The sequence below is a fragment of the Pseudomonas sp. TWR3-1-1 genome (assembly GCF_049896545.1).
In the GTDB taxonomy this organism is placed as follows: domain Bacteria; phylum Pseudomonadota; class Gammaproteobacteria; order Pseudomonadales; family Pseudomonadaceae; genus Aquipseudomonas; species Aquipseudomonas weihenstephanensis.
In genome coordinates, this window is the sequence record NZ_JAFCUO010000013.1 from 52386 (window position 1) to 77642 (window position 25257).

Genomic DNA, 25257 nt, shown 5'->3' on the forward strand with positions numbered 1-25257 from the left:
CCGACGCGCCTCTGGCTTCATGTCTCAAAATGGTTCACCCAAGCCATGCCCGCAATAGTTGAGGTCCGCGCGATTAAATACTCAGCGGATCAACCCCAGTTAAACGCCAAAATCAGCCTTTAAATTAGAGCGAAGGCTCTAGGCCGGGCCTTTCAGCGATATTAATTGTCTGACAATATGGTAATTATTGTTGAGATCGATTATCATCTGCCGTTCGCACGGCACCCTTCTACTTCAAATCAACCTCAAATAAAACGTCGTTGGGTGCTGTTTTAAGGGAATAACCTGAGGCGCTCATGCACCGCTTTACTTTTAGCAAATCGTTGATTTGCGCAACATTGGGGTTTGTCTGTCTGCCGACTTTTGCGGCATTTCAACCAGAGTCCGAAGCTGACCTGGCCGGCGAAATCGACAAGGCCTGCCACTTCAATAAAGACACCAGTACCGATTGCACCACCTCCTATCGCTACACCCTCCTCACCAATAATGGTCGAGAGATGTTGTCGCGTATCGACTTCAGTTTTGCAGAAACCGACCAACTGGAGGTCATCAACGCACAATCGACCCAGCCCGGCGGCAAGCCCATTGCGTTGGCCGAATCGCAAATCGACACGCGCATGGCGCCTAACCCGGATCAGGGTTTTTTACGCTCCAAGCAGACCTCGATTGCCTTTCCAAACTTGCGCATAGGCACTCAAATCACCTACACCCTGCGTGAACATACTGCCGCCAAACCGCTGATGGACAACTTCCATTACGTCATGATGTTCGGTCCAAACGCTGTGCGCTCCGACCGTTTCAAAAGCACCTTCAGTGCCGAACAGCCGATTGTGTGGCGCAGTGAGTTAATGGAGGACTTCACCTTCACCCCGTCTGCCGATAACAAAACGTTGGTCATTGAGCAGAAAAAACCGCGTTTCGTGAATTACATCAATGAATCCGGCAACGCTTATATTCGCCACGTACCTCGGGTCGAATTGGGCAGTTCAACCCAGTTGCAAGACTATTTCGGTCAGTTCGCCAAGCGTTACAACGAAATCCTCGCCGCCCGCCTGCCTGCCAGTGCTGCCAAAGCGGTCTCGGGGCTTAAGGGTTTGCCCGCAGAGCAACAAGTGGCTGGCCTGATGCAATACCTGCACGATCACTATCGCTACATGGGCGACTGGCGTGCCACTGACCGTGGTTATGTGCCCTTTACCCTGAGCGAGATCGAGGACCGTGGCTACGGCGACTGCAAGGATCTGGCTGTATTGCTGACCGCCATGCTCAATGCCAGCGGCGTAAAGGCTGAAACCACCTGGGTCAGCCGTGGCACCAACACGCTCAGCCTGATGCTGCCAGGCACCAACGCACCTAACCATGCCATCGTCAGGGCGCAAGTCAACGGCCAGGTCTGGTGGCTCGACCCGACCAACCCTGTGTTTTTGCCAGGCCGCAGCATGCCCGACATTCAGGACCGCTGGGCGCTGGTTATCGATGCCCAGGGCAAGGTGCGTGAAGACCATATCCCCGAAGAAAAACCCGCGTTGAGCATGAACTTGAAAAAGTTCGAGCACTTCAATCGCGAGGGGCAGGCACGCACCACGGCAACCGTCGACATGAGCCAGATGACGCTGATGCAACTCAGCTATTTCGACACCACCTCGGGCGTATCCGGTACCAACCTGGACCTGTGCAACAACTTTGGCAAAGAAGTCACGGACTGCAACATTACCCGTGAAAAAACCGGTTTCGTGGTGCCTGATCACTACCGGATCAACGCCACCCTGACCAACCTGCGTCCCCTTGAAAACCTGTCAGGGCAACACGTGTACAAACCAGCCTTCATGGGTGAACGTTGGGACGGTTTGATGAACTACCGACGCAACGGGCAATTGGCCGACTTGTACCTGGGCGATCCAGAAAAGCTGACCTATGACATCACGCTGTCTGGCGCCAAAGTGGGCAAAGAGATCAACACGTGTACGGTGAACTCGCCATGGTTTGATGTCGAACTGAGCGGTAAACGCAGTAAAGGTGAGTACCGTTACCTGTACACCGTCACCCAAAAGCACAGTTGGCTGAGCCACGACGACATCATCAGCGCGCCGTTTGAAGCGATGCTCAAAGACGCACGAAACTGCAACGAGCAAATGCTGCAAGTGGTGCAACTCAACACCAAGGCCTGAAACCCTTGACGCTGAAATAAAAAAACCTGACCCCGTTACCGGGGTCAGGTTTTTTTTGCACTGGCGGTTTTACGCGATGGCCGCGTCTACCAGCACTTGAGCCTCTTCGACCAAACGGCTGAGGTGCGCATCTCCGACAAAGCTCTCGGCATAAATTTTGTAGATGTCTTCGGTGCCTGACGGCCGCGCAGCGAACCAGCCGTTTTCGGTCATCACTTTAAGCCCGCCAATCGCCTGATTGTTGCCGGGCGCGTGGCTGAGGATTTGGGTGATGGCTTCACCGGCCAAGGTGGTGGATTTGACCTGCTGCGGCGACAACTTGCCAAGCAAGGCTTTTTGCTGCGGTGTGGCCTTGGCATCTACGCGGGTGGAATACGGCTGACCCAAGTCTTGCGTCATTTGCTGATACAGCTGTGAAGGGTCGCGCCCTGTTCGGGCGGTCATTTCAGCAGCCAGCAATGAAGGAATCAAACCGTCCTTGTCCGTCGACCATACCGTGCCGTCTAGGCGCAAAAACGAGGCCCCGGCGCTTTCTTCCCCACCGAAGCCCAGCGAACCTTCAAACAAACCGTCGGCAAACCACTTGAAACCGACCGGTACTTCATACAGGCGGCGCCCCAGGCGCGCGGCGACGCGGTCAATCAAACCACTGCTGACCACGGTTTTACCGACGGCTGCGTCTGCTCGCCATTGCGCACGGTTCTGGAACAGGTAGTCAATTGACACCGCCAAGTAGTTATTCGGCGCCAGCAGCCCGCCCGATGGCGTCACGATGCCATGACGGTCGTGGTCCGGGTCACACGCGAACGCCACGTCGAAACGTTCTTTGAGCCCAATCAAGCCTTGCATGGCGTAGCTGGAGGACGGGTCCATCCGGATACGGCCATCCCAGTCAACACACATAAAGCGGAAAGTTGGGTCGACTGCGGTGTTGACCACCTCCAGGTTCAGGCCGTAATGCTCACCGATGGCCGACCAGTAACGCACGCCCGCCCCGCCCAGCGGATCCACACCCAAACGCAAGTTCGCACCGCGCAACGTGTCCATGTCGATGACATTTTTCAGGTCAGCAACGTAAGTATTCAGGTAATCGTGGCGGTGCGTGAAACTGGCTTTGAGCGCCTGTTGGTAACTGATGCGCTTGACGCCCGACAATTTAGCCGCCAGCAGTTCGTTGGCTTTAGCCTCAATCCACTTGGTCACATCGGTATCAGCAGGGCCGCCGTTGGGCGGGTTGTACTTGAAGCCGCCGCTTTCCGGCGGGTTGTGCGAAGGCGTAATGACCACCCCATCAGCCAGCCCACGTGTACGGCCCCGGTTATAGCAAATGATGGCGTGGGAAATGGCAGGAGTTGGCGTGTATTCGTCATTTGCAGCGATCATGGTTTCAACACCATTGGCGGCAAACACTTCCAGGGCGCTGGCCCCGGCAGGGGTCGATAACGCGTGTGTGTCGATCCCGACAAACAACGGGCCGTTGATACCCTTGGACTGGCGGTAAAGGCAAATGGCCTGGCTGATGGCCAACACATGCCACTCATTAAAGCTCAAATCAAACGAGCTACCGCGGTGCCCGGACGTACCGAACGCGACACGCTGAGTAGCCATCGCTGCATCGGGTTGACCGGTGTAATAAGCGGTCACCAGTCGCGGAATATCGACCAGCAGGTTTGCTGGAGCCGGTTTGCCCGCAAGAGGACTGAGTGTCATGCAAAACCTCGGGAAATAAATGATTCGGAGGAAAAAACGCAGTTTACTGGCACTTCGACACTGGCGAGAAGCGATCTATCCCTTCAGCACCAAACTGAGCTCAATTTTATTGATTCAATGCTCTAGTTCGTGTGTTTTGAGCAGCATGCATTTGCAACATGTGCTGCCACATGGCACAACTATGGCACTTAGTTGCGTTTCGATGATCCAAATGGGCGCACATTTTAAGCTTTGAATTGAGGACACAACATGAAACCACTGGTCATCAGCGCGGCACTTTTGTTTTCGTTGAGCACGCTGTGCGGCGTTGCCAACGCCGCCAAACTGGAAGACGTGGCGCCTTACCCTAAAGCCGAAGCCGGGTTCAGCCGACAAGTCATTCACCTGCCGACGCAGAAAAACGAAGACGACTACAAAGTCCAGATCATTGCGGGCAAGACCCTGCAAGTCGACTGCAACAAACAGCGGTTGGGTGGCAAGCTCGAAGAGAAAACCCTCAAGGGTTGGGGCTATCCGATGTACCGCCTGAACAAAGTCAGCGGCCCTGCCAGTACGATGATGGCTTGCCCTGAAGGCAAAACCCATGCTGAATTCGTCCCGGTCGTTGGCGATGGTTTCATGCTGCGCTACAACAGCAAGCTGCCGATCGTGGTGTACGTGCCCAAGGACATTGAAGTGCGCTACCGCATTTGGTCCGCCTCCAAGCAAGTCAAACAAGCTGTCGTTGAGTAACGTTGTAATCGACCTGCGCCTTATGGCGCAGGTCCATCGACACGCTTGATACCTACTGCAGCCCTACTTTGTACAAGGCGCCGTTGTCTTCATCGGTCAGCACATAGAGGTAACCGTCCGGCCCTTGGCGCACATCGCGAATACGTGATTTCAATTCGCCTAAGAGGCGCTCTTCATGCACCACCTTGTCGCCATCGAGCTTTAATCGGATCACGTCTTTATCGGCCAGCGCGCCAATAAACAGCGTGTGCTGCCACGGCTTGAAACGCTCGGCATCATAAAACGCCATGCCACTGATGCCTGGCGATTTCTCCCACACATGATGCGGTACGACCGTTCCCTCGACCGTTTGCCCCTGGGCTTCGGGAATCGGTTTTGAGGAATAATCGATGCCGTGGGTTGCCTGCGGCCAGCCATAGTTCTTGCCGCGCTCAATCAGGTTGATCTCGTCACCGCCTTGCGGCCCGTGTTCATGGGTCCACAGCGTTCCCGTCCACGGATTCAAGGCGGCGCCTTGCGGGTTACGGTGCCCAAACGACCAGATTTCGGGCCGCACATTCTTTTGCCCGACAAATGGATTGTCATCCGGCACTCGCCCGTCAGCAAAGATACGGACCACTTTGCCCTGTAGTTTGTCGAGGTCTTGCGCCGTTGGGCGTTGGTTGTTCTCACCCAAGGTAATGAACAAATAGCCATCACGATCAAACACTAACCGCGAGCCAAAGTGGTTGCCCGTCGACAGCTTGGGTTGCTGACGAAAGATCACTTCAAAGTTACTGAGTTTGGTCAGGTTATCGGACAAGCGTCCCCGCCCGACCGCAGTGCCCGCTTTGCCGTCCTCGCCACCGCCCTCGGCATAGGACAAATACACCAGCCGATCCTTTTGGAAATTCGGCGACAACACCACATCCAGTAAACCGCCCTGCCCCTTGCCCCACACCTGAGGCACGCCTGAAACCGGCGCCGACAATTTGCCCTCGGGGCTGAGCACCCGCAGGTTGCCCTCACGCTCTGTTATGAGCATGCCTTGCTTATTCGGTAAAAAAGCCAAGGCCCAAGGATGATTGAGGCCCTGCACCACCGTTTCGGCACTGACCGTGCCCAATTCAGAGTCGAAGGTCTGCGGGTTAGCCAACACCATCGTGCTCATCAATGAGGTGGCACAGAGGGTTGCCAGCAAGGTTTTTCTTAACATCAGTCATTCCTTGTTTGATTTAGCGTTTATCGCGTGGTTGCAACGACGGCGCGGTGGGTTTGAGTGTGGGTGGCGGTGTCGTGGGCCGTGAGTAACCATTGCGGATCTGGCCATTTTCGAGCGAAGGGGTCGGCTGTATAGGCAACGTCGAAGGCCCCCGAACCGGCGGCACACTCGATGTGGTGCCTTGGCGGCTGTTGGGGTTGATTCGCCTGATGGTGTTGTCGGTGGGCGCGCTGCCCGTGGTCAGGCTGTTCTGAGCCAGCACCTGAGTGTCGGGTTCAACCGGCGCAAACGCGTGGGCTGTCATGGCGAAATTTGCACACACCACTAAAAGACCGTACTTGATGCACTTCATCACGCTCTCCTTGAGTGAGTTGCCCGTGAGAGTTGGATTACGTTTGAGCCGACAGGTTCGTTTTAAAACGTGCACAGCCAATGCGCACCTACCGATATGTGACGCGATGTAACTAAGCTCACCAGTAAACATCTAGTGTCCTACATGAACAAGCTGTCACTTCTTACAGCTTACGTGAGCATTTCGTTGTGTTTATAACCGATCCTAATTTGACCCTTTAACTAACTCGCTCGCCATAAGTGGCCATCGAGCAAGGCATCAGATCAGGATGATCACCATGACCCACATGATTACCTATCCACTGTTTGCGTTATCCGTGCTGAGCCTCGCCTTGAACAATGCCCAGGCCGCGTGCAGTTTCACGCCCACAGCGGGCAACGATAGCTTTGTCTGCGACAGCGGCAGCGCCCCCTCGTTGGTGGATTTACAAGGCGACAACAGCCTGACTCTGCCGGCCAGCAGCACAGCCAGCATCACCGGCCCCGTTACGTTCGGCGCGGGCGCAGACCGCATCACCGTTCATGGCGGCCTGATCAGCGGGGCGGTAAGCCAAGGCAACGGCATTGATGACTTTGTAATGACCGGTGGGCAAATTCAGTCGCTGGCCCAAGGCGACGGTCGCGACACTTTCCTGCTGACCGGCGGCACTATCGTGGGAGCTTTTGAAGACGGTGACGTGGCGAAAATGACCGGCGGCAGCATTGGCCGGGTCGACATGAAACTCGACAACAACATTTTCGACATGTCTGGAGGGCGAATCCTGGGCAACCTGGTGACCGGGTTTGGCAAAGATTCAATCATCGTTTCGTCTGGCAGCATCGGCGGCAATATCAGCGTCAGCGGGGGCGATGATAACGTCACGATCAGCGGCGGCTCGGTGGGCGGCCAAATCCTCATGAGCTTCGGCAATGACACTTTCACCTGGCGTGATGGCGGCACGATCAAAGGTGCCGTGCTGATGGGCGACGGCAACGATAACGCATTGCTGGCCAACTTGACTGAGAGCATTGTGACATCCACCCCGCGCGTCGATGGTGGGCCAGGCACCGACACGTTGACCTTTGAAAACAGCCGCCTTGAAACCGGTGCGCGCTATATCAATTGGGAAAACATCAACTTGGGTAAAGACACTCGCCTGACACTTAATGACACGCTGGTTGTCGGCGACAGCGTGAGCGGTACAGGCGTCCTCAACATTGATGCCAGCAGCCGTATCAATGCGGGCCAAGGCGTCATTTCGCCTTTAATAAACGGGCAAAAAGTCAGCGTGAATAACGCGGGGCTGATTGACCTCACCGCCAGCGGCGCTTCGACAACTGATCGGTTGACCATCGTGGGTGATTACCAGGGCGATGGCGCGCGTCTGAATCTAAACAGTGTTTTGGCCGCCGACAATGCGGCGTCGGACCGGTTGGTTGTATCGAGCGGCCAAATCAGTGGCCTGACCGCCATCAATGTCACCAACGTCGGCGGGACCGGTGCCCTTACGACGCAGAACGGGATCCAAGTGGTTGAAGCCAATCAAGGCGCCACCAGTAACGCGGGGGCCTTCACCCTTGGCCAACCACTCTCGGCAGGCGCCTACCAGTACTACTTGTTTAAAGGTGGCGTTACGGCGGGCAGTGAGAACAGCTGGTTCTTGCGCTCAACGGTTGCCACCCCGCCAGCGGTCACGCCTGTACCGGGAGAACCCGCGCCGGTAACCCCCGTGCAACCGCCTCCGATAGCGGCGGTCGGTACGCCTGCTCTGCCCGTCGCTGCCCCAGGGCAAAGCATTGTGCTGTATCGCCAGGAAGTGCCGCTGTATGCCGTCGTGCCTCCGGTTGCGGCACTACTGGCCCAGACCACACTAGGCACCTTTCACGAACGCCAGGGTGAACAGAGTTTGTTGACCGAAACCGGCGCGCTGCCGGGCGGATGGGTACGGGCTTTTGGCAGCTCGGTGCGTCAAAGCTGGTCAGGTACGGTGGCACCCAGCATCGATGGCTCGATCAATGGTTATCAGGTGGGCCATGATATCTACGGTTTTACACACGCCAATGGTTATCGGCAGCGCGTCGGATTATTCATCAGCCATGCACGTCTGAACGGCGATGTGCGCGGATTTAATGGGGGTTTCGAAGACAACAAGGCCGGCGATGTGCGCCTCGATGGCGATAGCCTGGGCGCTTACTGGACCCTGATCAGCCCGCAATCGGCTTACCTGGATATTGTTGCGATGGGCACGCGTTATGACGGTCGCAGCCGGTCAGAACGCGGCGTCAAGCTGGACCTGGACGGGCATGCCGCCAGCGTGTCCGCAGAAGCGGGCTATCCCGTCGCGCTGTCGACGCACTGGCACATTGAGCCTCAACTGCAACTCATAGGCCAGCGCGTCTCAATGGACACGGCCAATGACGGCATCTCTCGCGTTGGTTTTGACACTCAGGATTATTTGAAAGGTCGCGCCGGGGCACGCCTCAAAGGCGCCTATACCGTAGCCGATGTACCTGTAGAACCTTACGTGCGCGCTAACGTATGGCGCAGTTTCGGGGGGCGGGACGCCACCCGTTTCGATGGGCAACAAGCGCTTAAAACCGATCACAGTGCCAGCACTATGGACATGGGCGCAGGCATTGTCGCTCACCTCAACCCAAGCATCAGCGTGTATGCCAGCACCGACTACAGCACCAACATCGACAGTCGCAATCAAGAGGCTATCAGTGGTTCGCTGGGTTTACGGATGAGTTGGTGATTCAACGTGTGCGTAGTCTTCGGGGCCAATTTCAATCACCGTCGATTGTTTGGCTTCGTCGAGCAGTGCCTGACGACAGACTTGGTAGCAATCTTCGACGTGATCGTTGCCGACCATCTTCATCACCCCAAAACTGATGGTGGCGGCCACGGCCTGCCCTACCAAGGGAATGAAACGGGTAATGGATTTGGTCGCGACCTTGACCCCCATCTTGCGCAACAAGGACATCACCAGGGTACGGCTGACGAACTTGCCAATAATCTCGCTGCCAATGCCAGAGGCAGCCACCACGATCAAGCGCTTGGAGCGGGTATCCAACTGCTCGATCTGTTGAGGCGTCAGTCCGAATTTGCTGTTAATGGCTGGCAACATCTCAACCAGCAAGGCCACATCAGTGCCGATGTCCAGTCCGGGGATCGGAACGGCGGCGGCCCCTGCGGAGACCGCAGAACGCCGGGTGACCATGGATTTGCACTCGTCTCGAATGCGATCAAGTTCGGCCAATGATCTGATTAGCATGAAATTCCCCTGACAAATAAAGACACAACGCGAGCAGTCTACTACGGCCGCAAGCGGCCCAAAAACGGCTGCAAGGATGTAGAGCGTCAGCAGACAGAGAAATTCAACGAAATATCAATCAGAGCGACAGCGGGCAATGGGGCAAAAATGCCTGCACTCGCAACAAGTGCAGGCGTGGAACCTTAAACGTCTTTTTTGACTTTGGCCCACTCTTCTTTGAGTTTTTGCACGAAGCTGGCTTTTTTATCTTTCTCGCAGGCCGTCACCACCAGTGGCGTGATTTTTTCTACACCCGCCACGTCCAGCACCGCATCTTCAACTTTTCCAGACTTGTTCACCGCCTCGCCCAAACCCACTGCGGTAGGTCGAAAACTCTCATCTACGGCAAGAAAACTCTCACAGGTCCATGCAGAAACAGGCTGCTTGGCGTCTGCGGCCTGAGCCAGTGTCGAGAGTGCAAACAAACCGGCAGCGCCGACTAAAACAATGTGCTTTTTCATCTGAACATTTCCCTATTATCAAAGATGGCAATGACGTAACTTGCGCCGCAAGAAACATAGTTGCGCAGGCGGCGACTGTCAAAAAGAAAAGCGCAATAACTCATAAAACCAAACATCCTAAGTCGCCATAAGGGCTGAATGTTTAATGCCGTCGCGGCAGGCTTAATAATCGACCGACCACATTAACGCCACCCGGTGCCTGACACTGTCTGGCACCGGGTCTGCGCAAGGACCAACCCGTCTTTACCCAGGCAGGTACGGGATTATCTAGATCCCCTTACTGCTGCGTAAGTATCACTTTCATGGCTTTTTCCTGGGCGGCATTACTAAAGACTTCATAGGCTTGAAGAATATCGCCCAGCGCAAAACGGTGAGTAATCAATTTGCCCGCATCGACTTTCCCGGACTGTACGGTCTTCATCAACATCGGGGTGGTATTTGTATTAACCAGGCCGGTGGAAATATTAATGTTTTGAATCCACAACTTCTCAAGGTGCAGTTCCACACTTTTACCATGCACGCCGACGTTAGCAATATTGCCCCCGGGCGCAATCACCGACTGGCAGGTATCAAACGATGCAGGAATACCGACGGCTTCGATCGCAACGTCCACGCCCACACCGCCGGTCAATTCAAAAATGCGTTCAACCGCGTTTTCGGTCTTGATGTCGATGACGTGAGTCGCACCGAAACGTGTAGCCACTTCAAGCCGATTGCTGTCGCCGTCGACCATGATCAACTGGCCCGGGGAATAAAACTGCGCGGTTAATAGCGCGGCCATGCCCACTGGCCCTGCACCGACAATCACCACGCTGTCTCCTGGCTTGACCTTGCCAGCGAGCACCCCAATTTCAAAACCGGTCGGCAAGATGTCACTCAGCATCACCAGCGCTTGCTCATCGGCCCCCTCAGGGACAGGGTACAAGCTGTTATCTGCATGGGGGATGCGGACATATTCGGCCTGCGTACCGTCAATCATGTGGCCGAGAATCCAGCCGCCGTCAGCGCAATGGGAATACATCTGGCGCCGGCAGTTTGGACAACTGCCGCAGGAAGTTACACAGGAAATCAGTACGTGGTCGCCGGGTTTGAAATTACGGATGGCTGGCCCCACGGCTTCTACTATCCCGACCCCTTCGTGACCCAGTACCCGGCCCGGCGTGACCGCAGGCACGTCACCTTTGAGGATGTGCAGGTCGGTGCCGCAAATGGTGGTGTGCAGAATGCGCACAATGGCGTCGGTGGGCTTGTCGATAACGGGTTTGGGGATGTCGGCCCATGCTTTTTGACCGGGCCCCTGATAAGTGAGCGCTTTCATGGTGGCTTTCCTTTATCCGATTAGAAGTCTGTCGTGTCCGTCATCGCTTGCAGGATGACGGGCAGCTCAAAAGTCATGCGGTCCAGTAAAGCAGTCTTTGGCTTAAATGCCCTTGCCACAGGTCAAATAAGCGCCTTTAGCCCTGCGAGGCGTCACAGCCGGGGCGAAACCGAGTAGTCCGTTTCACCTCTGGCATCCGAACGCAGCTCGACTTTATAAGACGTGGACGTGCCACAACCTGTGACGTCCCAGGTTTCAGTGGCCCGGTCGATAGCCCCTGATGATTGCTGACTGATGGCGGCAATAGTCGTAGTAACAGTGTCAATCGAGCCACATTGAGTCATGGCCGAGAACAGCAACTCGACGCTTTTCATCACATCCTTGCGCAACACAGGGTCGGTGACCGATTGGCCCTTAAATTGAGGGTTGTGGGCGCAGCCCGACAATGCGGCAAGCAAAAAAGCACAACCCACAATTGCAATGCGGTGTTTGACCTGCATGTTCACTCCTTGAAACGGCGCCATGCCGTGGGGCAAGCAATAGCACACATCGGCATCAAAGTGCCTGCATGCTGAACTTTTAGATCAGGCGCAAGCTCTGAATTGGCAGTCGCGTCAAACCACAGAGGTCATCATGCAGCCCTTGGCTCTCAGTCAGATCACTACGTCCCCGCTTACTCTGGAACAAGACTTGCAGCTCTGCCTGAGATTGGGTTGCGCGCTGGAAATTGCTGAAAAGAAACTGTCTGACGATACAGGACGCGCGCGCGAACAACTGGAGCAGATCAAGGAAAGTGGCGTACGCATTACCTCAATACAGCCACGTACATTGACCATTTTTCCGTCTGCCTCGGCGCCCCAGCCGAGCAACCCCCAGCTCCGGCTTGAGCAATTGATGATGTCAGTGGAGCGCTTCAGCCCCTTTTGGCCGGGGCTGCCCCTGATCACCAACACCGGTGCTGACAGCAGCGGCAATGAAGCCCGGGTGTGGGACGGTTGCGTTGAGCATTATCAAACATTGGCCGTGCATGCCGAGCGCCAGGGCATGCGTATCGCGCTCGAAGCACTGGGCCCCTCGTTAATGAACCGTAACTCGGTGCTTTTCACCTTCAGTCAGGCGCAAGCGATGGCAAGTGCGGTCAACCACCCGCACTTCGGCCTTTGCCTGGACTTGTACAACAGTTGGCAGGATGCAGGACTGCTAACCAGCATCAGCGCGCACAAGCTGTTTATTGTGCAGCTGGCTGACTGGCGCAGACCTCGTTCATTGCATGATCGTCGCGCGCTGGGTGACGGGGAAATCCCCTTTAAAGCACTGCTGGGCGCACTGGCAGCGAGCGGTTACGCCGGTGATTGTGTGCTGGAGATTTTTTCTGAATCGGTTGACGACTCGCTGTGGCAAGACGCCCCCACCCTCATCCAGGCCGTTGAGCAAAGCATCGCGGCGTTCAGTGAGTGGTCTGTGCACGGGCAATAAAGCATCGGCTGATGCTTTAAGAATCATCTGATTCTTTGCCCGCTTGTCCTTACGCACACTGGGTTCAAAAGAGGCTGGTATTTTTTACTGGCATCCCGATTTGTAACAACTTTATACTTAGCAAGCTAATCATCTAGTCAAAGACTCTTCCTACGCGAGACCCACACGCATGACTGCAAAAAAGCGCGCGCGCGCTTCCACATTTATTTCCATTGGGTTGGGCATCGTCATTGCCTTGCTCGGCATTGCACTGGCAGTCGGAGGCATCCAACTGGTGTCGCTGGGCGGCTCCTGGTATTTCCTCTGCGCCGGTGTCGCCATGTTTGTATCCGGCGGCCTGATTGCTTTGCGCAAACCCGTCGGCGCCTGGCTGTATGGCGTGTTTCTTGTGGCCAGCCTGGTATGGGCGGTGGCTGATGCAGGCCTGCACTTCTGGCCCCTGTTTTCGCGCCTGTTCATGTTCAGTGCCATCGGCCTTGTGGTGTTGCTGATCTATCCGCAGCTAATCCGCGCTGCCGGGCGCACACCCGGTCACCGCGCTTATGCAATCGCCGGGGTACTGGCTGTATTGCTGGTGGTGGCTGCGGGCAATATGTTCGTCGCTCATCCAAGTGTTTCCCCGACCGGCAATGGCCCAGGGTTGACCGCAGTCGATCCTGGCCACGAGCAGAAGGACTGGAGCCACTACGGTAATACCGAAGGTGGCAGCCGCTTCGCTGCGCTGGACCAAATCAACCGTGGCAACGTTAATCAACTAAAAGTGGCGTGGACCTACCACACCGGTGACGTGGCCATCAGCGACGGTAACGGTGCAGAAGACCAACTGACGCCACTGCAAGTGGGCAACAAAGTGTTTATCTGCACGCCCCACAACAACCTGATCGCACTCGATGCCGACACGGGCAAAGAGTTGTGGAAAAACCAGATCAACGCTCAATCAGCGGTGTGGCAACGTTGCCGCGGCATGGCCTACTTCGATGCCACCGCACCGATTGCCCAGCCGACACAAGCCAATAGCTCGCCGATTATGGCTGCCACCGTACCGGCCGGGGCCAATTGCCAGCGTCGCGTGCTGACCAACACCATTGATGCGCGCCTGATTGCCGTTGACGCCGACACCGGCGAGTTCTGCCAAGGCTTTGGCAACAAGGGTCAGGTGGATCTCAAAGCCGGTCTTGGCAACGTGCCAGACTCGTATTACCAATTGTCTTCCGCGCCGCTGATGGCCGGTACGACCGTGGTGGTTGGCGGTCGGGTCGCTGACAACGTTCAGACCGACATGCCGGGTGGCGTGATTCGCGGCTTTGACGTCATCAGCGGGAACATGCGCTGGGCGTTCGATCCGGGCAACCCTGAAGACAAGCAGGCACCCGCTTCGGACAGCACCTATGTGCGCAGTACGCCGAACAGCTGGGCACCGATGTCCTACGATCCACAGATGAACACGCTGTTTCTGCCAATGGGCAGCTCGTCTACGGATATCTATGGGGTTGAACGCACAGCACTGAACCACAAATACGGTGCTTCGATCCTGGCGCTGGACGCGACAACAGGCGATGAGAAGTGGGTCTACCAGACGGTGCATAACGACCTCTGGGATTTTGACTTGCCTATGCAGCCCAGCCTGATTGATTTCGATAAAGCCGACGGCAGCACAGTACCTGCTGTGGTGATCGGCACCAAAGCGGGCCAGATCTACGTCCTTGATCGCAAGACCGGCCAGCCGTTGACCGATGTCCAAGAGGTCCCGGTCAAGGCCGCCGACATCCCGAACGAGCCGTACTCCCCTACCCAGCCTTTGTCCGTGGGGATGCCGCAAATCGGCGCACAACACCTGACTGAATCCGACATGTGGGGGGCTACACCGTTTGACCAATTGCTGTGCCGCATCGACTTCAAAAAAATGCGCTACGACGGTTTGTACACAGCGCCGGGCACCGATGTGTCGCTGAGCTTTCCCGGCTCATTGGGCGGCATGAACTGGGGCAGTATCTCGACAGACCCGGTTCACGGTTTCATTTTCATCAACGACATGCGTCTGGGTTTGTGGAGCCAAATGGTTCCACAGGCAAAAGATGCCAAAGCTTCTAGCGGCGGTGAAGCGCTCAACACCGGCATGGGCGCAGTGCCGCTCAAAGGCACGCCGTATGCGGTCAATAAAAACCGTTTCTTGTCCGTCGCGGGTATTCCATGCCAGGCACCGCCTTTTGGCACCCTGACCGCCATTGACATGAAAACGCAAAAGATCGCGTGGCAAGTGCCGGTGGGCACTGTTGAAGACACGGGGCCGATGGGCATCCGCATGCACTTGCCGATTCCTGTGGGTCTACCCACGCTGGGCGGCACCCTCTCCACTCAGGGCGGGCTGATTTTCATCGCGGGCACACAGGACTTCTACCTGCGGGCATTCAACAGCGGCAACGGTGATGAAATCTGGAAAGCACGCCTGCCCGTCGGCAGCCAAGGCGGCCCGATGACCTATGTTTCGCCGAAAACCGGCAAGCAGTACATCGTCATCACGGCTGGCGGTGCCCGACAGTCACCTGATCGTGGTGACTACGTCATGGCCTACGCATTGCCATAAGCCTCGGTTAGTCCCTCCACGCGGCGTCTTCGGGCGCCGCGTTCTGTTTAAGTGTTAGAAGGTTTTACATGAAGCACTCATACTTGTCCCTTCCCCACCGCGCTCCGTTGATACCAGGTCTTCTGGTCGGACTTGCCTGCGCCATGTCTCAACCTGCGTTTGCAGATGTGGCTGATAACGATACGGATGTGTTCTCACGCAAAACCCTCAGCGGCAATTGGGGCGGCCTGCGTCATCAACTGGAAGATGACGGGGTCAAGTTCACTGGCGATTACACCGGCGAAACCGCCTATAACCTGCACGGCGGACTGCACCGCTCGGCCCGTTACTCGCAAAACATCAAGTTGGGCGTGCAGTTTGACCTCTCAAAACTGTATGGGCTGGACAACGCGGGCAAGGTGCAAATCACCCTCAATGACCGAAGAGGTAACAGCGCATCCGAAGACTTGGTAGGAAACCGCCTCCCCATCCAGGAAAACTACGGCGGGCTGTACACCCGTCTCACTGAGCTGAGTTACGAGCGCAGCCTGTTTACCCCTGCCCTGAACGTCAAGCTTGGCTACATGGCAATGGGCAATGACATCGGCGGCCTGGACAGCGGCATCCTGTGCAACTTCATGAACGCAGGTTTTTGCGGCCATCCACTGAACATGTCAGGCGGCAGTGGCTGGTCCAACTACCCCAATGCGCATCTGGGCGTTCGCATCAAATACGACCTCTCGCCCTCTTGGCAACTGCGAGTGGCGGCCTTCAACGTCGACCCATCCAGCAACGGCAACTCCAGTCGAGCCTGGCACTTGGGGCCCAAGCACACCACTGGCACTGTGGTGCCAATCGAGTTGGTGTACAAACAACAAAGCGAACTGCCTGGCGAATACAAACTGGGGTATTACTACGACAGCTCCGATGCCAAACGCATTGGCAGTGATAAAGAGGTAGCCGGCCGGGGTGGACACTACTTGCTGGTCGACCAGGCGGTGTGGAACTCTACCACTGCCAAAGGTCGTAGCGTGCATGTGTTTGGACAGTATTCGGCAGCGAGCAGTGCTGCATCACCGTTTACCAAGTGGTATGGCGTGGGTATGGTGCTGAACAAACCATTCGCGGGGCGCCCGCACGACACCCTTGCCATCGGCTATGGTCGCGCAGTGCCCAACCCGCGCAGCCGCGAGGTTCTGGAAAGTGCTGCAATAGCCCACGGTGAGTTTGTACCCAACCTCGACTCGGGCGAACAATTGCTGGAAATCAGCTACGGCTATCAGGCCACACCCTGGCTGTTATTACGCCCGGATCTGCAATACATCATCGAGCCCGGTGCTTTCTCTGGCGAACAGATTCAAAACGCACTGGTGATCGGGCTGCAAGCAAAAGCAACGTTTTAAACAACGGCCAAGCGCGCCTCAGGGGTGCCTGACGTCATGCCAGGCGCCACAAATGAAAAGACAAACCTGCACCCTCACAGGCTCTTTAATTCAGGTCTGCATCTCGCAATTGACCAACAAACACACCCTGCCAGATTTTTAACCAGGCTTATGGGCTTATGAACCTCACCCCCGTCTACAGATATCTCAACAACAAGATCCTGATTTTCAAACGTTTGAAGCGCCTTGATTAACTGTTTAATTGTTTTTCTTTGAACCACCCACTTTGGATACTTCGAAACTTCATTCAACTCAACTTCCAATTCGATTTAAATTGACAACATATGTACCACTTCTTAAATCACGGCTGTCTAGTTCTTTCACAGAACCTGCCCTTTTCGATGCGCCCCATTGTGCCTATCAATATCTCGTATCAGGGTATCGCCGTACCCGCCGAACAGAGTGAAGCCGCAACCCAGTTCGCGCTGTTTGCGCGCCCGTTCGTTTTGGTTCCAGTGGTTCAACGGTTGGCTGCGCCTTTCGGGCCACTGGCAATCAGTGCGACACCACAGGCTGTTTTCATTCCATCGAGTGCAACGGCAATGCCGTCAACGGAGTAACTCGCGCTGCCCTCGGCAATCGGGAAAATCCCTTTACACAATGGGCAACTGACCATGTGGCCGACCCCGGCAATCGGTTTGCCGTTGAGGTCAGTATTGGCAAGAGCTTCGAGAACGACGCCATCCTGAGTGGTGAGGTCGCCTAGGAGGATGATGTCTTTCATTGAGATTACATACTCTGAAGCTATATAAGTCCCTTATAAATTTATTTGCACGCCTAACTTTTAGTTGTTGGTCGCAGATGACAGTCTGGCTCTTGCCTCAACTACTGCATTCCTTAAAGCACCCCTATCCTTACTGGGTACTTTGAACTTGCTCATCATATCTATCGTTTTTTCAATGGCGTCTAGTATAAGAGATATCTGACCTTTCTCGTCAGCATTTAAAAAGTCCTCGAATGGTATGGCGATGCGAAACTCTAATACTTTCGTTTTTTTATGAAATCTTGCCACTTCGGGATAATCTGCTGAAAACTCTTTAGGCATTATGATGGAGATGTAGCTCCATCGCTTTAAGTCAAACTCAAGCTGTAATCCTTCAAGCGCCTTGTCAAGAACTGGTTTTATTTTGTTTCTCGCGATATGTTCGGCAGTTCCAATTGCAGCTTCTTTTTCAGCAGACATAGAGAATTTCATAATTCACCACTAATAGTCATTTTTGTTTAATGGGGGGCGCTTCCCTTCATGATTAGCTTTGTATTCTAATATCCGCTCGTGTTGCCAGGCGTGCATTTCGCGCTTTGTACCACTTGCTTCCTGGGTAAAGTCAACTTTGTTTTGTCGATGTACGATTCAGGGTAACGTTTTTTTCCTTTTGTGGTTTCGCCATACTTCATGACCTCATTTGTTTTCTGATCCCTCAGCGTGTAGCCAATAGCTGGCGCATCACTGTCCAAACTATTGCCATGCACCTTTTTGGTCGGGTCATCGACAGGAGGGCACGACTTTTCAGGCCTTCACGCTGCGCCCATTCTGAGCACTGTGCTTTTATTTCACCCCAAACTTTATAAGTTTCAACTTGCCACCCTGCTTTCTAGATAATGGCATAGTCCGTGCGAGTCTGTATCTCACCGGCCCTGATGGCTGTCACTCTATTGCAGCCTCCCGCCCCCCTTTATTTGCAGTCATGCGCTCTCTTAGACAAGATATGTTGTTATTTATTGTGTCTCGATACTGCAAAGGATCTAGCTTCTCAATAAATAGACTGCTCCCCCATGGTCTTATTGCAATGTGGTGCTCGCCAAAAAGTTTGAAAAAGGCAGCTTTATCGCCATCGAAAGATTCAATACCAAGAGGAAGGCAGCAGTTGCGAATATCATGTTTTATTACGAGGTCCAATCTATCGTTAATTTCTTCAGCAAAGCACTCTTCGGCACAGACATTATCAAGGCGCGCCTCTAAGTCCTCAAGTGAGAGCAGAAGGTTTTTTGCAAGAACTATTTGTTCATAATCGCCAACATTCACAGACTGAAAAACAAATCTGCACTGTGAGAACAAGTAGTCGCCGACAGTTGAGAGATTAAGCCCAATTTCAATGATGGGATATTTCATTTCTTATACCTCCCACACAAGCAATCCTTTTTCATGGATACGAACCTTTTATCGATTTCAGGAGGTACTGGGATACCATGGTTCTGCGATGTGTCGCCATTCTAATGAACGTTTCCGTCATTGTTGTTCCCAAAACGGTGAATAACTCCATTTTCATCCATCGCATACCAGTGCTTACCTTCAGCGTCCGGGATTGCTTTTTTGTACAGCGACTCTGCATCTTTAGGAAGAACTGATGTTTTTGACCCTCCACCTCTAAAGTTCCCCGAAGACGGATCATGATGCCCTGGGTTTTCATATAAAGGTTTAGGACCGTGATATCTTCCCTTTTTAGGAATGGTTGATAGTCCCAGCGGATCAACCCATCCCGTAGGATTCGGCGCATACGCATACAGATTCAACCCGCCCGCATAGCTGATCGGGTCCTTGCTGATAAACCGCCCAACCCGGGGATCATAGTACCGATAGCGGTTGTAGTGCAGCCCCGTTTCGTGATCGTGGTACTGGCCCTGAAATCTGATCGGGTTGGTCAGGCCTTCACGCTGCGCCCATTCCGAACGTTGTTCTTTTATCTCACCCCAGGCTTTGTACTGTGCGCTCCAGGCGAGTTGGCCGTTGGGGTCGGTCAGTTCTTGTGGCGTGCCCAAGTGGTCGCACTGGTAACAGCGCCCACAGGAAAATCGTATGATTTACAACGTTCATGCGGGGCTACTACTCTGGGGATGGTAATTGATCGCACAACTATCTAACCCGGCGGCCTAGTTATTTTTCAAGAGTGGTATCAGAGTAGGTCTGAGAATTCCACAAGGAAAAATCGCCACTGCTTTAATAGCGTTCACAGCAAATATAAAAATCAATCTACATTTAAAACATTAAATTCTTTTTACGCTAGACCAGATCAAACCATCCAGAGAAAAGAAATTTACACCTTTAAAGTTATCAGCCTTTATTTTGAATTGCTCAGAACAAATCAGTGAATCACTTCCCGACAGCATTCGACTATATTTGAAAAGGTCCAGACCTAGCCCGTGTGGAATGACAAGCTTTTTGAATCTAATAGGCCGCCCCTCATCCTCGACGAATGTAGAGGTTGGATCCGTATCGAGCCTTGCATCTAGCTCATTAAAAATAACTACATTATAATTTTTCTTAGAAATACTTTCCCCCTTAATTGAAAGCACTTTTATTTTAGCGCTATCAATCACTTCCACACTCAAGCTAAAGCACAAGTCAAGAAACTCATCGCTCACAATATAATAAAATCTTGAGATACCCCGAATATCAAAGTCATAATATTTATCTTTTGAAATAAGAACCATGCCTTCAGGCAGCGGCGTTCGATTTTTACTTCGCCCTTTTTCGCTATACCATGGAAAATCTCCATATTCTATGTTATCCATATCTTCGTAAAACTTATCACACAAAGCTGCATTCAACATGCCAGCCTGACAGCCCGACTCTTCTCTTTGAGAAAACACATAAAAACCCATAACACCTCCAGTATATTGTTATTTAACACGTCTCTGCTTTGCGCCCATAGCTGAGAGGGAAATTCTCAGTCTATTCTGAATCGCTGTTATTTTAATACGGGCCTGAGCCTCGTCAACTTCACCACTTTCATATTTATCTCTTACACGCTCAATCAGGCCACTCACAACAGGAGTATAAACTCTCCCATGTGAACCGCAGTGATAGAATACCCTTTTCATTTTTTAGCTTTTATTGCAGTTGTAGGCATTAGTAGGCCGTTTTCTTTATTGTCTTGTTGGTTCAACATTCCAATATCCGAAAAAAATCCACGCTGTTCCTTCCACACTTGTTCAGGAATTAGGTGATGCGCCTGCATACCATCATTCGGTGAGCCTCCCAAGGCGCGATCAAGTTTCTTACTACATAACCCATTTGGATCAACCCATTCCACCGGATTAGGCGCATACGCATAAAGATTCAACCCACCCGCATAGCTGATCGGGTCTTTACTGATAAACCGCCCAACCCGGGGATCATAGTACCGATAGCGGTTGTAGTGCAGCCCCGTTTCGTGATCGTGGTACTGGCCCTGAAATCTGATCGGGTTGGTCAGCCCTTCACGCTGCGCCCATTCCGAACGCTGTTCTTTTATTTCACCCCAGGCTTTGTACTGCGCACTCCAGGCGAGTTGGCCGTTGGGGTCGGTCAGTTCTTGCGGCGTGCCCAAGTGGTCGCACTGGTACGTCAATCGGTAGCGCTTGGACCGTGTGCGTCCACAGCGGGTCCTAGTCGATGTCGTAGCCGCCTTCGTAGCTCGGCTGCGCCAAAAGGCGGATCGGTTGAAGTCGCATCGCCTGCGCCACAGGCACGAAGGGGGCCGGGTTCGTAGAGGTAGTGGACTGTTTTGCCGCGCCATCGGCCTGGTCCGGGCTGCTTTCCCAGGCCTGGGTGTCGCCGTCCCAACCGAAGAGGGTGAAGCCGCAACCCAGTGCGAGCCGGCTTCCGGGCGATGCTAGTAGTGAGCGTTGGAGTATTTATGGATGCGCCGCCCCAGCGGGTCGTAGGCGTAGTCGACGCTCAGTTTGCTGTCTTCAAAGCGCACCAGACGCTCGAACAGGTTCCAGTGAATTTGGCTTTGTTGACCGTTGTGCCAACAGTGAATATCAATCCATACCGGCTCAGTTTTTAAAGAACAGTGTAGCGGTTCAACGGTTGACTGCGCCTTTAAGGCCACTGGCAATCAGTGCGGCACCACACGCTGTTTTCACTCCATCGAGTGCAACGCCAATTCCTTCAACGGAGTAAGTCGCTGTGCCCTCGGCAATGGGGAGAATCCCCTTGCACAATGGGCAACTGACCATGTGGCCGACCCCGGCAATCGGTTTGCCGTTGAGGTCAGTATTGGCAAAAGCTTCAAGGACGACGCCACCGTGGGTGGTGGGGTCGCCTAGGTGGATGATGTCTTTCATTGTGTTTGATTTAACTTATGGTGATCAAGAGTTGGAGAATAAAAAAATAAACTCTTCGAATGAATTAGATATTTTTCGCCAGTGATCATCTTCCCACCAAATAACAGCTGGTACATTTGCGCAGCCTCTAAAGTCGAAACAGAATTGACTGCCATCACCAGTAATGCCAAAACAGACAATTTTTTTGAAGTCTGTTATGTCTTTCAGTGATTCGGGGTCAGTATTATTGCTGTCAAGTTCACCGTAATAGCCGTCAGGTACAAAATACTTATTGAGTGAATCTGTTATTTCTTTAAGTTTTTGCTCATTTGAATAGATTTGAGCGAGTTCGCACTCCAGGGGATATCCAAAAGAGTCTTTTGGGTTTTTTAGTTTTAGATTGCAAAATCCGTCAAAACCCTCATATTTTGCTGCTAACGCACAGTAACTCGCAGGGAGTTGTAAGCCATTAATTGTGAGCTGGTTGCTCATTTCGCGTACTCCGGCCTGATTTTAGCATACGCAATAGCTTTCAAGGAGGCGCTATCGCATTTTGTGCCATAAAGAGTTCTTAGATCTTTAATATCCAAAGCGAGGCGTTGTCGTGCATTCAACTCAGCTTTGCCGTCTTTACGCATTGATGCTTTCCCGCGTCCAGAAAAAGTGCGAGTCTCAGCATGAGCGTCGGTAGTCATTAGTACCGTGGGGCCATTATTGCGCGAGACATCTATAGTTTTGTTATATTCATTTCGAGGCATGTGATGACCAACTTCATTTACCTTCTTCTTAGCATCCATATCCTTACATGGGCATGTAGCAAGCCCCAGCGGGTCGTAGGCGTAGTCGACACTGAGGGGGTTGTCTTCAAAGCGCACCAGACGGTCGAGCAAGTCCCAACGCATTTGGCTTTGTTGGCAGTTGTGCTAACAGTAAATATCAATCCATACCGGCTCAGCTTTTAAAGAACGGTGTTGCGGTTCAACGTTGGCTGCACCTTTAGAGCCACTGGCTATTAGCGCCGCGCCACAAGCTGTCTTCATTCCATCGAGTGCAACGGCAATGCCGTCAACGGACTAAGTCGCGCTGCCCTCGGCAATGGGAAAAACCCCTTTGCATAACGGGCAACTGACGTTATGACCAACACCGGCAATCGGTTTACCGTAGAGATCAGTCCGGGAAAAAGCTTCAAGCACGACACCGCCATGGGCGGTGGAGTCGCCTAGGCGGATGATGTCTTTCATTATATACACGCTCTATATCAGAGTTAATTTATAAATCTTCATCAATCAGCTTTCCTGTGATTGCATATTCAATAGCCGAGGTAAATGACGGAGCAATTTGCTTTATTTCTTCTGGATCTAGGTCTCCAAAGTTTACGCTCGAAAATTTCGGTTTGTTTCCTAGTCGGTAGTCCAAGAGAAAACAAATTGGTCCACCATCCGATCCTATGCCTAGCACGTGATCTCCGAGATATCGATTGATCTGATAATTACTATTTAAACGCACTAGGTCCTCTGCTGGCCAAAGTGATAATCGAATGGCGGGGAAGACACCCTCCCCTCCATTTGACCAACACATGAATTCCTTGTAGTCAGAAGGAAGCTGCAACTGTATCTGTGGCTCAAGTTTATTAAAGACATCAGTTGATACCCCTTGACATCCATGCCAAGTGGACGAAATTAACGATATGCACTGTGCAATATTCATTTAGTCACCATGAAAATATTTGTATGCCTGCTTGATTGCTTTGCGCCTACATTTCTCGCTGACACCAGCAGCCCCAAGATGGCGATAGGAGTTATTGAACGCCTCGTTCATTGAGCTACCCCATTTAGGCTCTTCATTTCTGACCCTTGCATCCCTTCGTGCGTTTTGTAAAACGGTAACTGTTGAGTGTTAAGGAGATCGTGGCAGTAGAAGTGCTGGCGCACCTCCCCGTGAATAGCCAGACACGTTAGCCTTAGCCCATGCGTCTTGAATAATATGGTGGGATTCGAGCCCTGTAGGTCTAGGCGAGGGCTGGTTAGAGTGAGTTGTTATACCGCATTGGTCGCAGCACTTCGCCAACCCTAGCGGTTCAACCCACCCCGTAGGATTCGGCGCATATTGGTAAAGATTCGACCCACCCGCATAGCTGATCGGATCTTTACTGATAAACCGCCCAACCCGGGGATCATAGTACCGATAGCGGTTGTAGTGCAGCCCTTTTTCGTGATCGTGGTACTGGCCCTGAAATCTGATCGGGTTGGGGTTTTGTTCCAACGGTCTAAGTACCTGCTGAGTTTTCTCATCCAGTACGTTGCTTGCCGGGTCGCAGGCGAAGGTTTCCACACCCAGCCCGCTGGCGGCATTAGCAGACTTGCCATATACGAGCTAATTCATTAGTAATATGCTCAGCATCACCAGCGGCAGCATCTATCTCACCCGATATAGAAAATCTCATGCGCTACTCTTCAGTAATCGCTCTTATTTAAAGGCGGGCGCTGCTCACCATTGCTCTCCTCATAGATTGTTTTTTTCCATGCGGCCAAGAACACATAAAAACCAAAAACAGCAAGGGTAAAAACGATGTTCGATACTTCGGAAGTAACGAAAAATTGAGCCTGTGCTGTAACAGGCTCATTCATTCACGGTCATATTTCACTATTTACTAACAAGCAAACGTCACCGGACTTTTTAACAAGACTAATGGGTTTATGTGTATCCCCTCCATCGATGGAAATCTCCACCATGAAGTCTTGATCCTCAAATGACTGCAACTCCTTAATCAGCTGCTTAATTGTTTTTCCTTTTGTAACCCATTCTGGATTCTTCGAGGTGCTATTCATTTTAATTTCCAATACGATTTAAGTTGATGTCAAAAGTGCCGCTTCTTGACTCGCGGCTTCCAAGCGCCTTCACCGAGCTTGCCATTTTCCAGGCTCCTCCATTATGTCCATCAAGATCTCGAGTAATGAAATCATTCCCCCTTTTGAATACTGCTTGACCTCCATGAACAGTCTCGTTAACTTTTTTGAACCCTAAGGATTCGGCCGCTTTTTTAGCGTCTTTAGTGGTTTTATAAATAGGTTCTGGTGAGCGTCGATTTGTATCAGCTCCAACTTCACACTTACAACGAGCCAGTCCCAGCGGATCAACCCACCCCGTAGGATTCGGCGCATATTGGTAAAGATTCAACCCACCCGCATAGCTGATCGGGTCTTTACTGATAAACCGCCCAACCCGTGGATCATAGTACCGATAGCGGTTGTAGTGCAGCCCTGTTTCATGATCGTGGTACTGGCCCTGAAATCTGATCGGGTTGGTCAGGCCTTCACGCTGTGCCCATTCCGAACGCTGTTCCCGCACTTCACCCCAGGCTTTGTACTGCGCGCTCCAGGCGAGTTGGCCGTTGGGGTCGGTCAGTTCTTGCGGCGTGCCCAAGTGGTCGCACTGGTACCAGGCCAACACGTCTATCGGTAGCGCTTGGGCCGTGTGCGTCCACAGCGGGTCTTGGTCTATATCGTAGGCGCCT

Annotated in this window: 25 protein-coding genes and 4 pseudogenes; 6 read left to right on the forward strand and 23 right to left on the reverse strand. The window is 53.0% G+C overall.

Annotation, left to right across the window (positions count from 1 at the left end):
* Nucleotides 1-296 precede the first annotated feature (296 nt).
* Nucleotides 297-2168 carry a DUF3857 domain-containing transglutaminase family protein gene (locus ACP7A4_RS21550; RefSeq protein ID WP_059761852.1) on the forward strand — a complete coding sequence of 624 codons (1872 nt, stop codon included), beginning with the start codon at nucleotides 297-299 and terminating at the stop codon, nucleotides 2166-2168.
* Between the two features lie 69 nt (nucleotides 2169-2237).
* Here ACP7A4_RS21550 and pgm read toward each other — a convergent pair whose 3' ends face one another.
* Nucleotides 2238-3878 carry a phosphoglucomutase (alpha-D-glucose-1,6-bisphosphate-dependent) gene (pgm, locus tag ACP7A4_RS21555; RefSeq protein ID WP_426248182.1) on the reverse strand — a complete coding sequence of 547 codons (1641 nt, stop codon included), beginning with the start codon at nucleotides 3876-3878 and terminating at the stop codon, nucleotides 2238-2240.
* A gap of 249 nt (nucleotides 3879-4127) precedes the next feature.
* Here pgm and eco point away from each other — a divergent pair, with 249 nt between their 5' ends.
* The gene (gene eco, locus ACP7A4_RS21560; protein ID WP_048364783.1) at nucleotides 4128-4610 is read left to right on the forward strand and encodes a serine protease inhibitor ecotin; all 483 of its coding nucleotides are present in this window, start codon (nucleotides 4128-4130) and stop codon (nucleotides 4608-4610) included.
* A 52-nt stretch (nucleotides 4611-4662) separates the two neighbouring features.
* Here eco and ACP7A4_RS21565 read toward each other — a convergent pair whose 3' ends face one another.
* Entirely contained in the window at nucleotides 4663-5805 is a 1143-nt protein-coding gene (locus tag ACP7A4_RS21565; RefSeq protein ID WP_426248184.1) for a PQQ-dependent sugar dehydrogenase, read from the reverse strand.
* A gap of 19 nt (nucleotides 5806-5824) precedes the next feature.
* A complete protein-coding gene (locus tag ACP7A4_RS21570) occupies nucleotides 5825-6163 on the reverse strand; it encodes a hypothetical protein (protein ID WP_426248186.1) in 339 nt (112 codons plus the stop codon).
* Between the two features lie 286 nt (nucleotides 6164-6449).
* Here ACP7A4_RS21570 and ACP7A4_RS21575 point away from each other — a divergent pair, with 286 nt between their 5' ends.
* Nucleotides 6450-8897: an autotransporter outer membrane beta-barrel domain-containing protein gene (locus tag ACP7A4_RS21575; RefSeq protein WP_426248214.1), complete on the forward strand. Its 2448-nt coding sequence runs from the start codon at nucleotides 6450-6452 to the stop codon at nucleotides 8895-8897.
* Here ACP7A4_RS21575 and ACP7A4_RS21580 read toward each other — a convergent pair.
* From ACP7A4_RS21580 to ACP7A4_RS21595, 4 genes are all read right to left on the reverse strand, one after another.
* Complete coding sequence (locus tag ACP7A4_RS21580) at nucleotides 8880-9416, reverse strand: hypothetical protein (protein WP_048364780.1); 537 nt, start codon at nucleotides 9414-9416, stop codon at nucleotides 8880-8882. The two genes, ACP7A4_RS21575 and ACP7A4_RS21580, sit on opposite strands and share 18 nt — an antisense overlap.
* 182 nt (nucleotides 9417-9598) lie before the next feature.
* Nucleotides 9599-9916 (reverse strand): acid-activated periplasmic chaperone HdeA, encoded by a 318-nt coding sequence (gene hdeA / locus ACP7A4_RS21585; protein WP_048364779.1) that lies wholly within the window; start codon nucleotides 9914-9916, stop codon nucleotides 9599-9601.
* Nucleotides 9917-10193: 277 nt separating this feature from the next.
* Complete coding sequence (locus ACP7A4_RS21590; RefSeq protein WP_048364778.1) at nucleotides 10194-11234, reverse strand: zinc-dependent alcohol dehydrogenase family protein; 1041 nt, start codon at nucleotides 11232-11234, stop codon at nucleotides 10194-10196.
* A gap of 152 nt (nucleotides 11235-11386) precedes the next feature.
* Nucleotides 11387-11734 (reverse strand): hypothetical protein, encoded by a 348-nt coding sequence (locus ACP7A4_RS21595; RefSeq protein ID WP_059761848.1) that lies wholly within the window; start codon nucleotides 11732-11734, stop codon nucleotides 11387-11389.
* A gap of 133 nt (nucleotides 11735-11867) precedes the next feature.
* Here ACP7A4_RS21595 and ACP7A4_RS21600 point away from each other — a divergent pair, with 133 nt between their 5' ends.
* The 3 genes from ACP7A4_RS21600 to ACP7A4_RS21610 all read left to right on the forward strand — a co-directional run bounded on the left by ACP7A4_RS21600 (nucleotide 11868) and on the right by ACP7A4_RS21610 (nucleotide 16676).
* Nucleotides 11868-12710 carry a sugar phosphate isomerase/epimerase family protein gene (locus tag ACP7A4_RS21600; protein ID WP_426248190.1) on the forward strand — a complete coding sequence of 281 codons (843 nt, stop codon included), beginning with the start codon at nucleotides 11868-11870 and terminating at the stop codon, nucleotides 12708-12710.
* A gap of 169 nt (nucleotides 12711-12879) precedes the next feature.
* Nucleotides 12880-15294 (forward strand): glucose/quinate/shikimate family membrane-bound PQQ-dependent dehydrogenase, encoded by a 2415-nt coding sequence (locus tag ACP7A4_RS21605; protein ID WP_426248192.1) that lies wholly within the window; start codon nucleotides 12880-12882, stop codon nucleotides 15292-15294.
* Between the two features lie 68 nt (nucleotides 15295-15362).
* Nucleotides 15363-16676, forward strand: coding sequence for a carbohydrate porin (locus ACP7A4_RS21610; protein ID WP_426248194.1), 1314 nt, complete (start codon nucleotides 15363-15365; stop codon nucleotides 16674-16676).
* A 499-nt stretch (nucleotides 16677-17175) separates the two neighbouring features.
* On the opposite strand, the gene ACP7A4_RS21615 is transcribed toward ACP7A4_RS21610, so the two are convergent.
* The 16 genes and pseudogenes from ACP7A4_RS21615 to ACP7A4_RS21690 form a co-directional block, all read right to left on the reverse strand.
* A complete protein-coding gene (locus tag ACP7A4_RS21615; protein ID WP_426248196.1) occupies nucleotides 17176-17439 on the reverse strand; it encodes a PAAR domain-containing protein in 264 nt (87 codons plus the stop codon).
* Nucleotides 17440-17499: 60 nt separating this feature from the next.
* Nucleotides 17500-17898, reverse strand: coding sequence for an Imm44 family immunity protein (locus ACP7A4_RS21620; protein WP_203304064.1), 399 nt, complete (start codon nucleotides 17896-17898; stop codon nucleotides 17500-17502).
* A gap of 462 nt (nucleotides 17899-18360) precedes the next feature.
* Nucleotides 18361-18825 carry a hypothetical protein gene (locus ACP7A4_RS21625; protein WP_426248198.1) on the reverse strand — a complete coding sequence of 155 codons (465 nt, stop codon included), beginning with the start codon at nucleotides 18823-18825 and terminating at the stop codon, nucleotides 18361-18363.
* Nucleotides 18826-19166: 341 nt separating this feature from the next.
* Nucleotides 19167-19487 (reverse strand): annotated as a pseudogene (locus ACP7A4_RS21630) (RHS repeat-associated core domain-containing protein); the annotation flags it as partial.
* A 210-nt stretch (nucleotides 19488-19697) separates the two neighbouring features.
* Nucleotides 19698-20315: an Imm43 family immunity protein gene (locus ACP7A4_RS21635; protein ID WP_426248200.1), complete on the reverse strand. Its 618-nt coding sequence runs from the start codon at nucleotides 20313-20315 to the stop codon at nucleotides 19698-19700.
* Between the two features lie 215 nt (nucleotides 20316-20530).
* Nucleotides 20531-21211 carry an RHS repeat-associated core domain-containing protein gene (locus tag ACP7A4_RS21640; protein ID WP_426248201.1) on the reverse strand — a complete coding sequence of 227 codons (681 nt, stop codon included), beginning with the start codon at nucleotides 21209-21211 and terminating at the stop codon, nucleotides 20531-20533.
* A gap of 289 nt (nucleotides 21212-21500) precedes the next feature.
* Nucleotides 21501-21764 (reverse strand): PAAR domain-containing protein, encoded by a 264-nt coding sequence (locus ACP7A4_RS21645; RefSeq protein ID WP_426248202.1) that lies wholly within the window; start codon nucleotides 21762-21764, stop codon nucleotides 21501-21503.
* A 24-nt stretch (nucleotides 21765-21788) separates the two neighbouring features.
* Complete coding sequence (locus ACP7A4_RS21650) at nucleotides 21789-22235, reverse strand: SMI1/KNR4 family protein (RefSeq protein ID WP_426248204.1); 447 nt, start codon at nucleotides 22233-22235, stop codon at nucleotides 21789-21791.
* Entirely contained in the window at nucleotides 22232-22633 is a 402-nt protein-coding gene (locus tag ACP7A4_RS21655; RefSeq protein ID WP_426248205.1) for a hypothetical protein, read from the reverse strand. The genes ACP7A4_RS21650 and ACP7A4_RS21655 overlap by 4 nt, the downstream gene beginning before the upstream one ends.
* A gap of 33 nt (nucleotides 22634-22666) precedes the next feature.
* Nucleotides 22667-22984, reverse strand: a pseudogene (locus ACP7A4_RS21660) (PAAR domain-containing protein).
* A gap of 28 nt (nucleotides 22985-23012) precedes the next feature.
* Nucleotides 23013-23450, reverse strand: a complete 438-nt coding sequence (locus tag ACP7A4_RS21665) for an SMI1/KNR4 family protein (protein WP_426248206.1) — start codon at nucleotides 23448-23450, stop codon at nucleotides 23013-23015.
* Nucleotides 23451-23810: pseudogene (locus ACP7A4_RS21670) on the reverse strand (hypothetical protein).
* A pseudogene (locus tag ACP7A4_RS21675) lies at nucleotides 23802-23990 on the reverse strand (RHS repeat-associated core domain-containing protein); the annotation flags it as partial. The pseudogenes ACP7A4_RS21670 and ACP7A4_RS21675, both read right to left, overlap by 9 nt.
* A 206-nt stretch (nucleotides 23991-24196) precedes the next feature.
* The gene (locus ACP7A4_RS21680; RefSeq protein WP_156425773.1) at nucleotides 24197-24370 is read right to left on the reverse strand and encodes a hypothetical protein; all 174 of its coding nucleotides are present in this window, start codon (nucleotides 24368-24370) and stop codon (nucleotides 24197-24199) included.
* Between the two features lie 6 nt (nucleotides 24371-24376).
* Entirely contained in the window at nucleotides 24377-24571 is a 195-nt protein-coding gene (locus ACP7A4_RS21685; RefSeq protein ID WP_059761842.1) for a hypothetical protein, read from the reverse strand.
* A gap of 1 nt (nucleotide 24572) precedes the next feature.
* On the reverse strand, nucleotides 24573-25257 hold a 685-nt coding region (locus ACP7A4_RS21690; protein ID WP_426248208.1), incomplete at its 5' end, for an RHS repeat-associated core domain-containing protein.

Bases quoted from the DNA above. Each gene is read 5' to 3' on its own strand.
- hdeA (WP_048364779.1), bottom strand. From the start codon at position 9,916: ATGAAAAAGCACATTGTTTTAGTCGGCGCTGCCGGTTTGTTTGCACTC.
- ACP7A4_RS21615 (WP_426248196.1), bottom strand. From the start codon at position 17,439: ATGAAAGACATCATCCTCCTAGGCGACCTCACCACTCAGGATGGCGTC.
- ACP7A4_RS21635 (WP_426248200.1), bottom strand. From the start codon at position 20,315: ATGGGTTTTTATGTGTTTTCTCAAAGAGAAGAGTCGGGCTGTCAGGCT.
- ACP7A4_RS21640 (WP_426248201.1), bottom strand. From the start codon at position 21,211: ATGGCGCGGCAAAACAGTCCACTACCTCTACGAACCCGGCCCCCTTCG.
- ACP7A4_RS21580 (WP_048364780.1), bottom strand. From the start codon at position 9,416: ATGCTAATCAGATCATTGGCCGAACTTGATCGCATTCGAGACGAGTGC.
- ACP7A4_RS21680 (WP_156425773.1), bottom strand. From the start codon at position 24,370: ATGAATGAGCCTGTTACAGCACAGGCTCAATTTTTCGTTACTTCCGAA.
- pgm (WP_426248182.1), bottom strand. From the start codon at position 3,878: ATGACACTCAGTCCTCTTGCGGGCAAACCGGCTCCAGCAAACCTGCTG.
- ACP7A4_RS21575 (WP_426248214.1), top strand. From the start codon at position 6,450: ATGATTACCTATCCACTGTTTGCGTTATCCGTGCTGAGCCTCGCCTTG.
- eco (WP_048364783.1), top strand. From the start codon at position 4,128: ATGAAACCACTGGTCATCAGCGCGGCACTTTTGTTTTCGTTGAGCACG.
- ACP7A4_RS21650 (WP_426248204.1), bottom strand. From the start codon at position 22,235: ATGAGCAACCAGCTCACAATTAATGGCTTACAACTCCCTGCGAGTTAC.
- ACP7A4_RS21550 (WP_059761852.1), top strand. From the start codon at position 297: ATGCACCGCTTTACTTTTAGCAAATCGTTGATTTGCGCAACATTGGGG.
- ACP7A4_RS21595 (WP_059761848.1), bottom strand. From the start codon at position 11,734: ATGCAGGTCAAACACCGCATTGCAATTGTGGGTTGTGCTTTTTTGCTT.
- ACP7A4_RS21665 (WP_426248206.1), bottom strand. From the start codon at position 23,450: ATGAATATTGCACAGTGCATATCGTTAATTTCGTCCACTTGGCATGGA.
- ACP7A4_RS21570 (WP_426248186.1), bottom strand. From the start codon at position 6,163: ATGAAGTGCATCAAGTACGGTCTTTTAGTGGTGTGTGCAAATTTCGCC.
- ACP7A4_RS21645 (WP_426248202.1), bottom strand. From the start codon at position 21,764: ATGAAAGACATCATCCACCTAGGCGACCCCACCACCCACGGTGGCGTC.
- ACP7A4_RS21685 (WP_059761842.1), bottom strand. From the start codon at position 24,571: ATGAATAGCACCTCGAAGAATCCAGAATGGGTTACAAAAGGAAAAACA.
- ACP7A4_RS21565 (WP_426248184.1), bottom strand. From the start codon at position 5,805: ATGTTAAGAAAAACCTTGCTGGCAACCCTCTGTGCCACCTCATTGATG.
- ACP7A4_RS21600 (WP_426248190.1), top strand. From the start codon at position 11,868: ATGCAGCCCTTGGCTCTCAGTCAGATCACTACGTCCCCGCTTACTCTG.
- ACP7A4_RS21610 (WP_426248194.1), top strand. From the start codon at position 15,363: ATGAAGCACTCATACTTGTCCCTTCCCCACCGCGCTCCGTTGATACCA.
- ACP7A4_RS21590 (WP_048364778.1), bottom strand. From the start codon at position 11,234: ATGAAAGCGCTCACTTATCAGGGGCCCGGTCAAAAAGCATGGGCCGAC.
- ACP7A4_RS21605 (WP_426248192.1), top strand. From the start codon at position 12,880: ATGACTGCAAAAAAGCGCGCGCGCGCTTCCACATTTATTTCCATTGGG.
- ACP7A4_RS21625 (WP_426248198.1), bottom strand. From the start codon at position 18,825: ATGAAATATCCCATCATTGAAATTGGGCTTAATCTCTCAACTGTCGGC.
- ACP7A4_RS21620 (WP_203304064.1), bottom strand. From the start codon at position 17,898: ATGTCTGCTGAAAAAGAAGCTGCAATTGGAACTGCCGAACATATCGCG.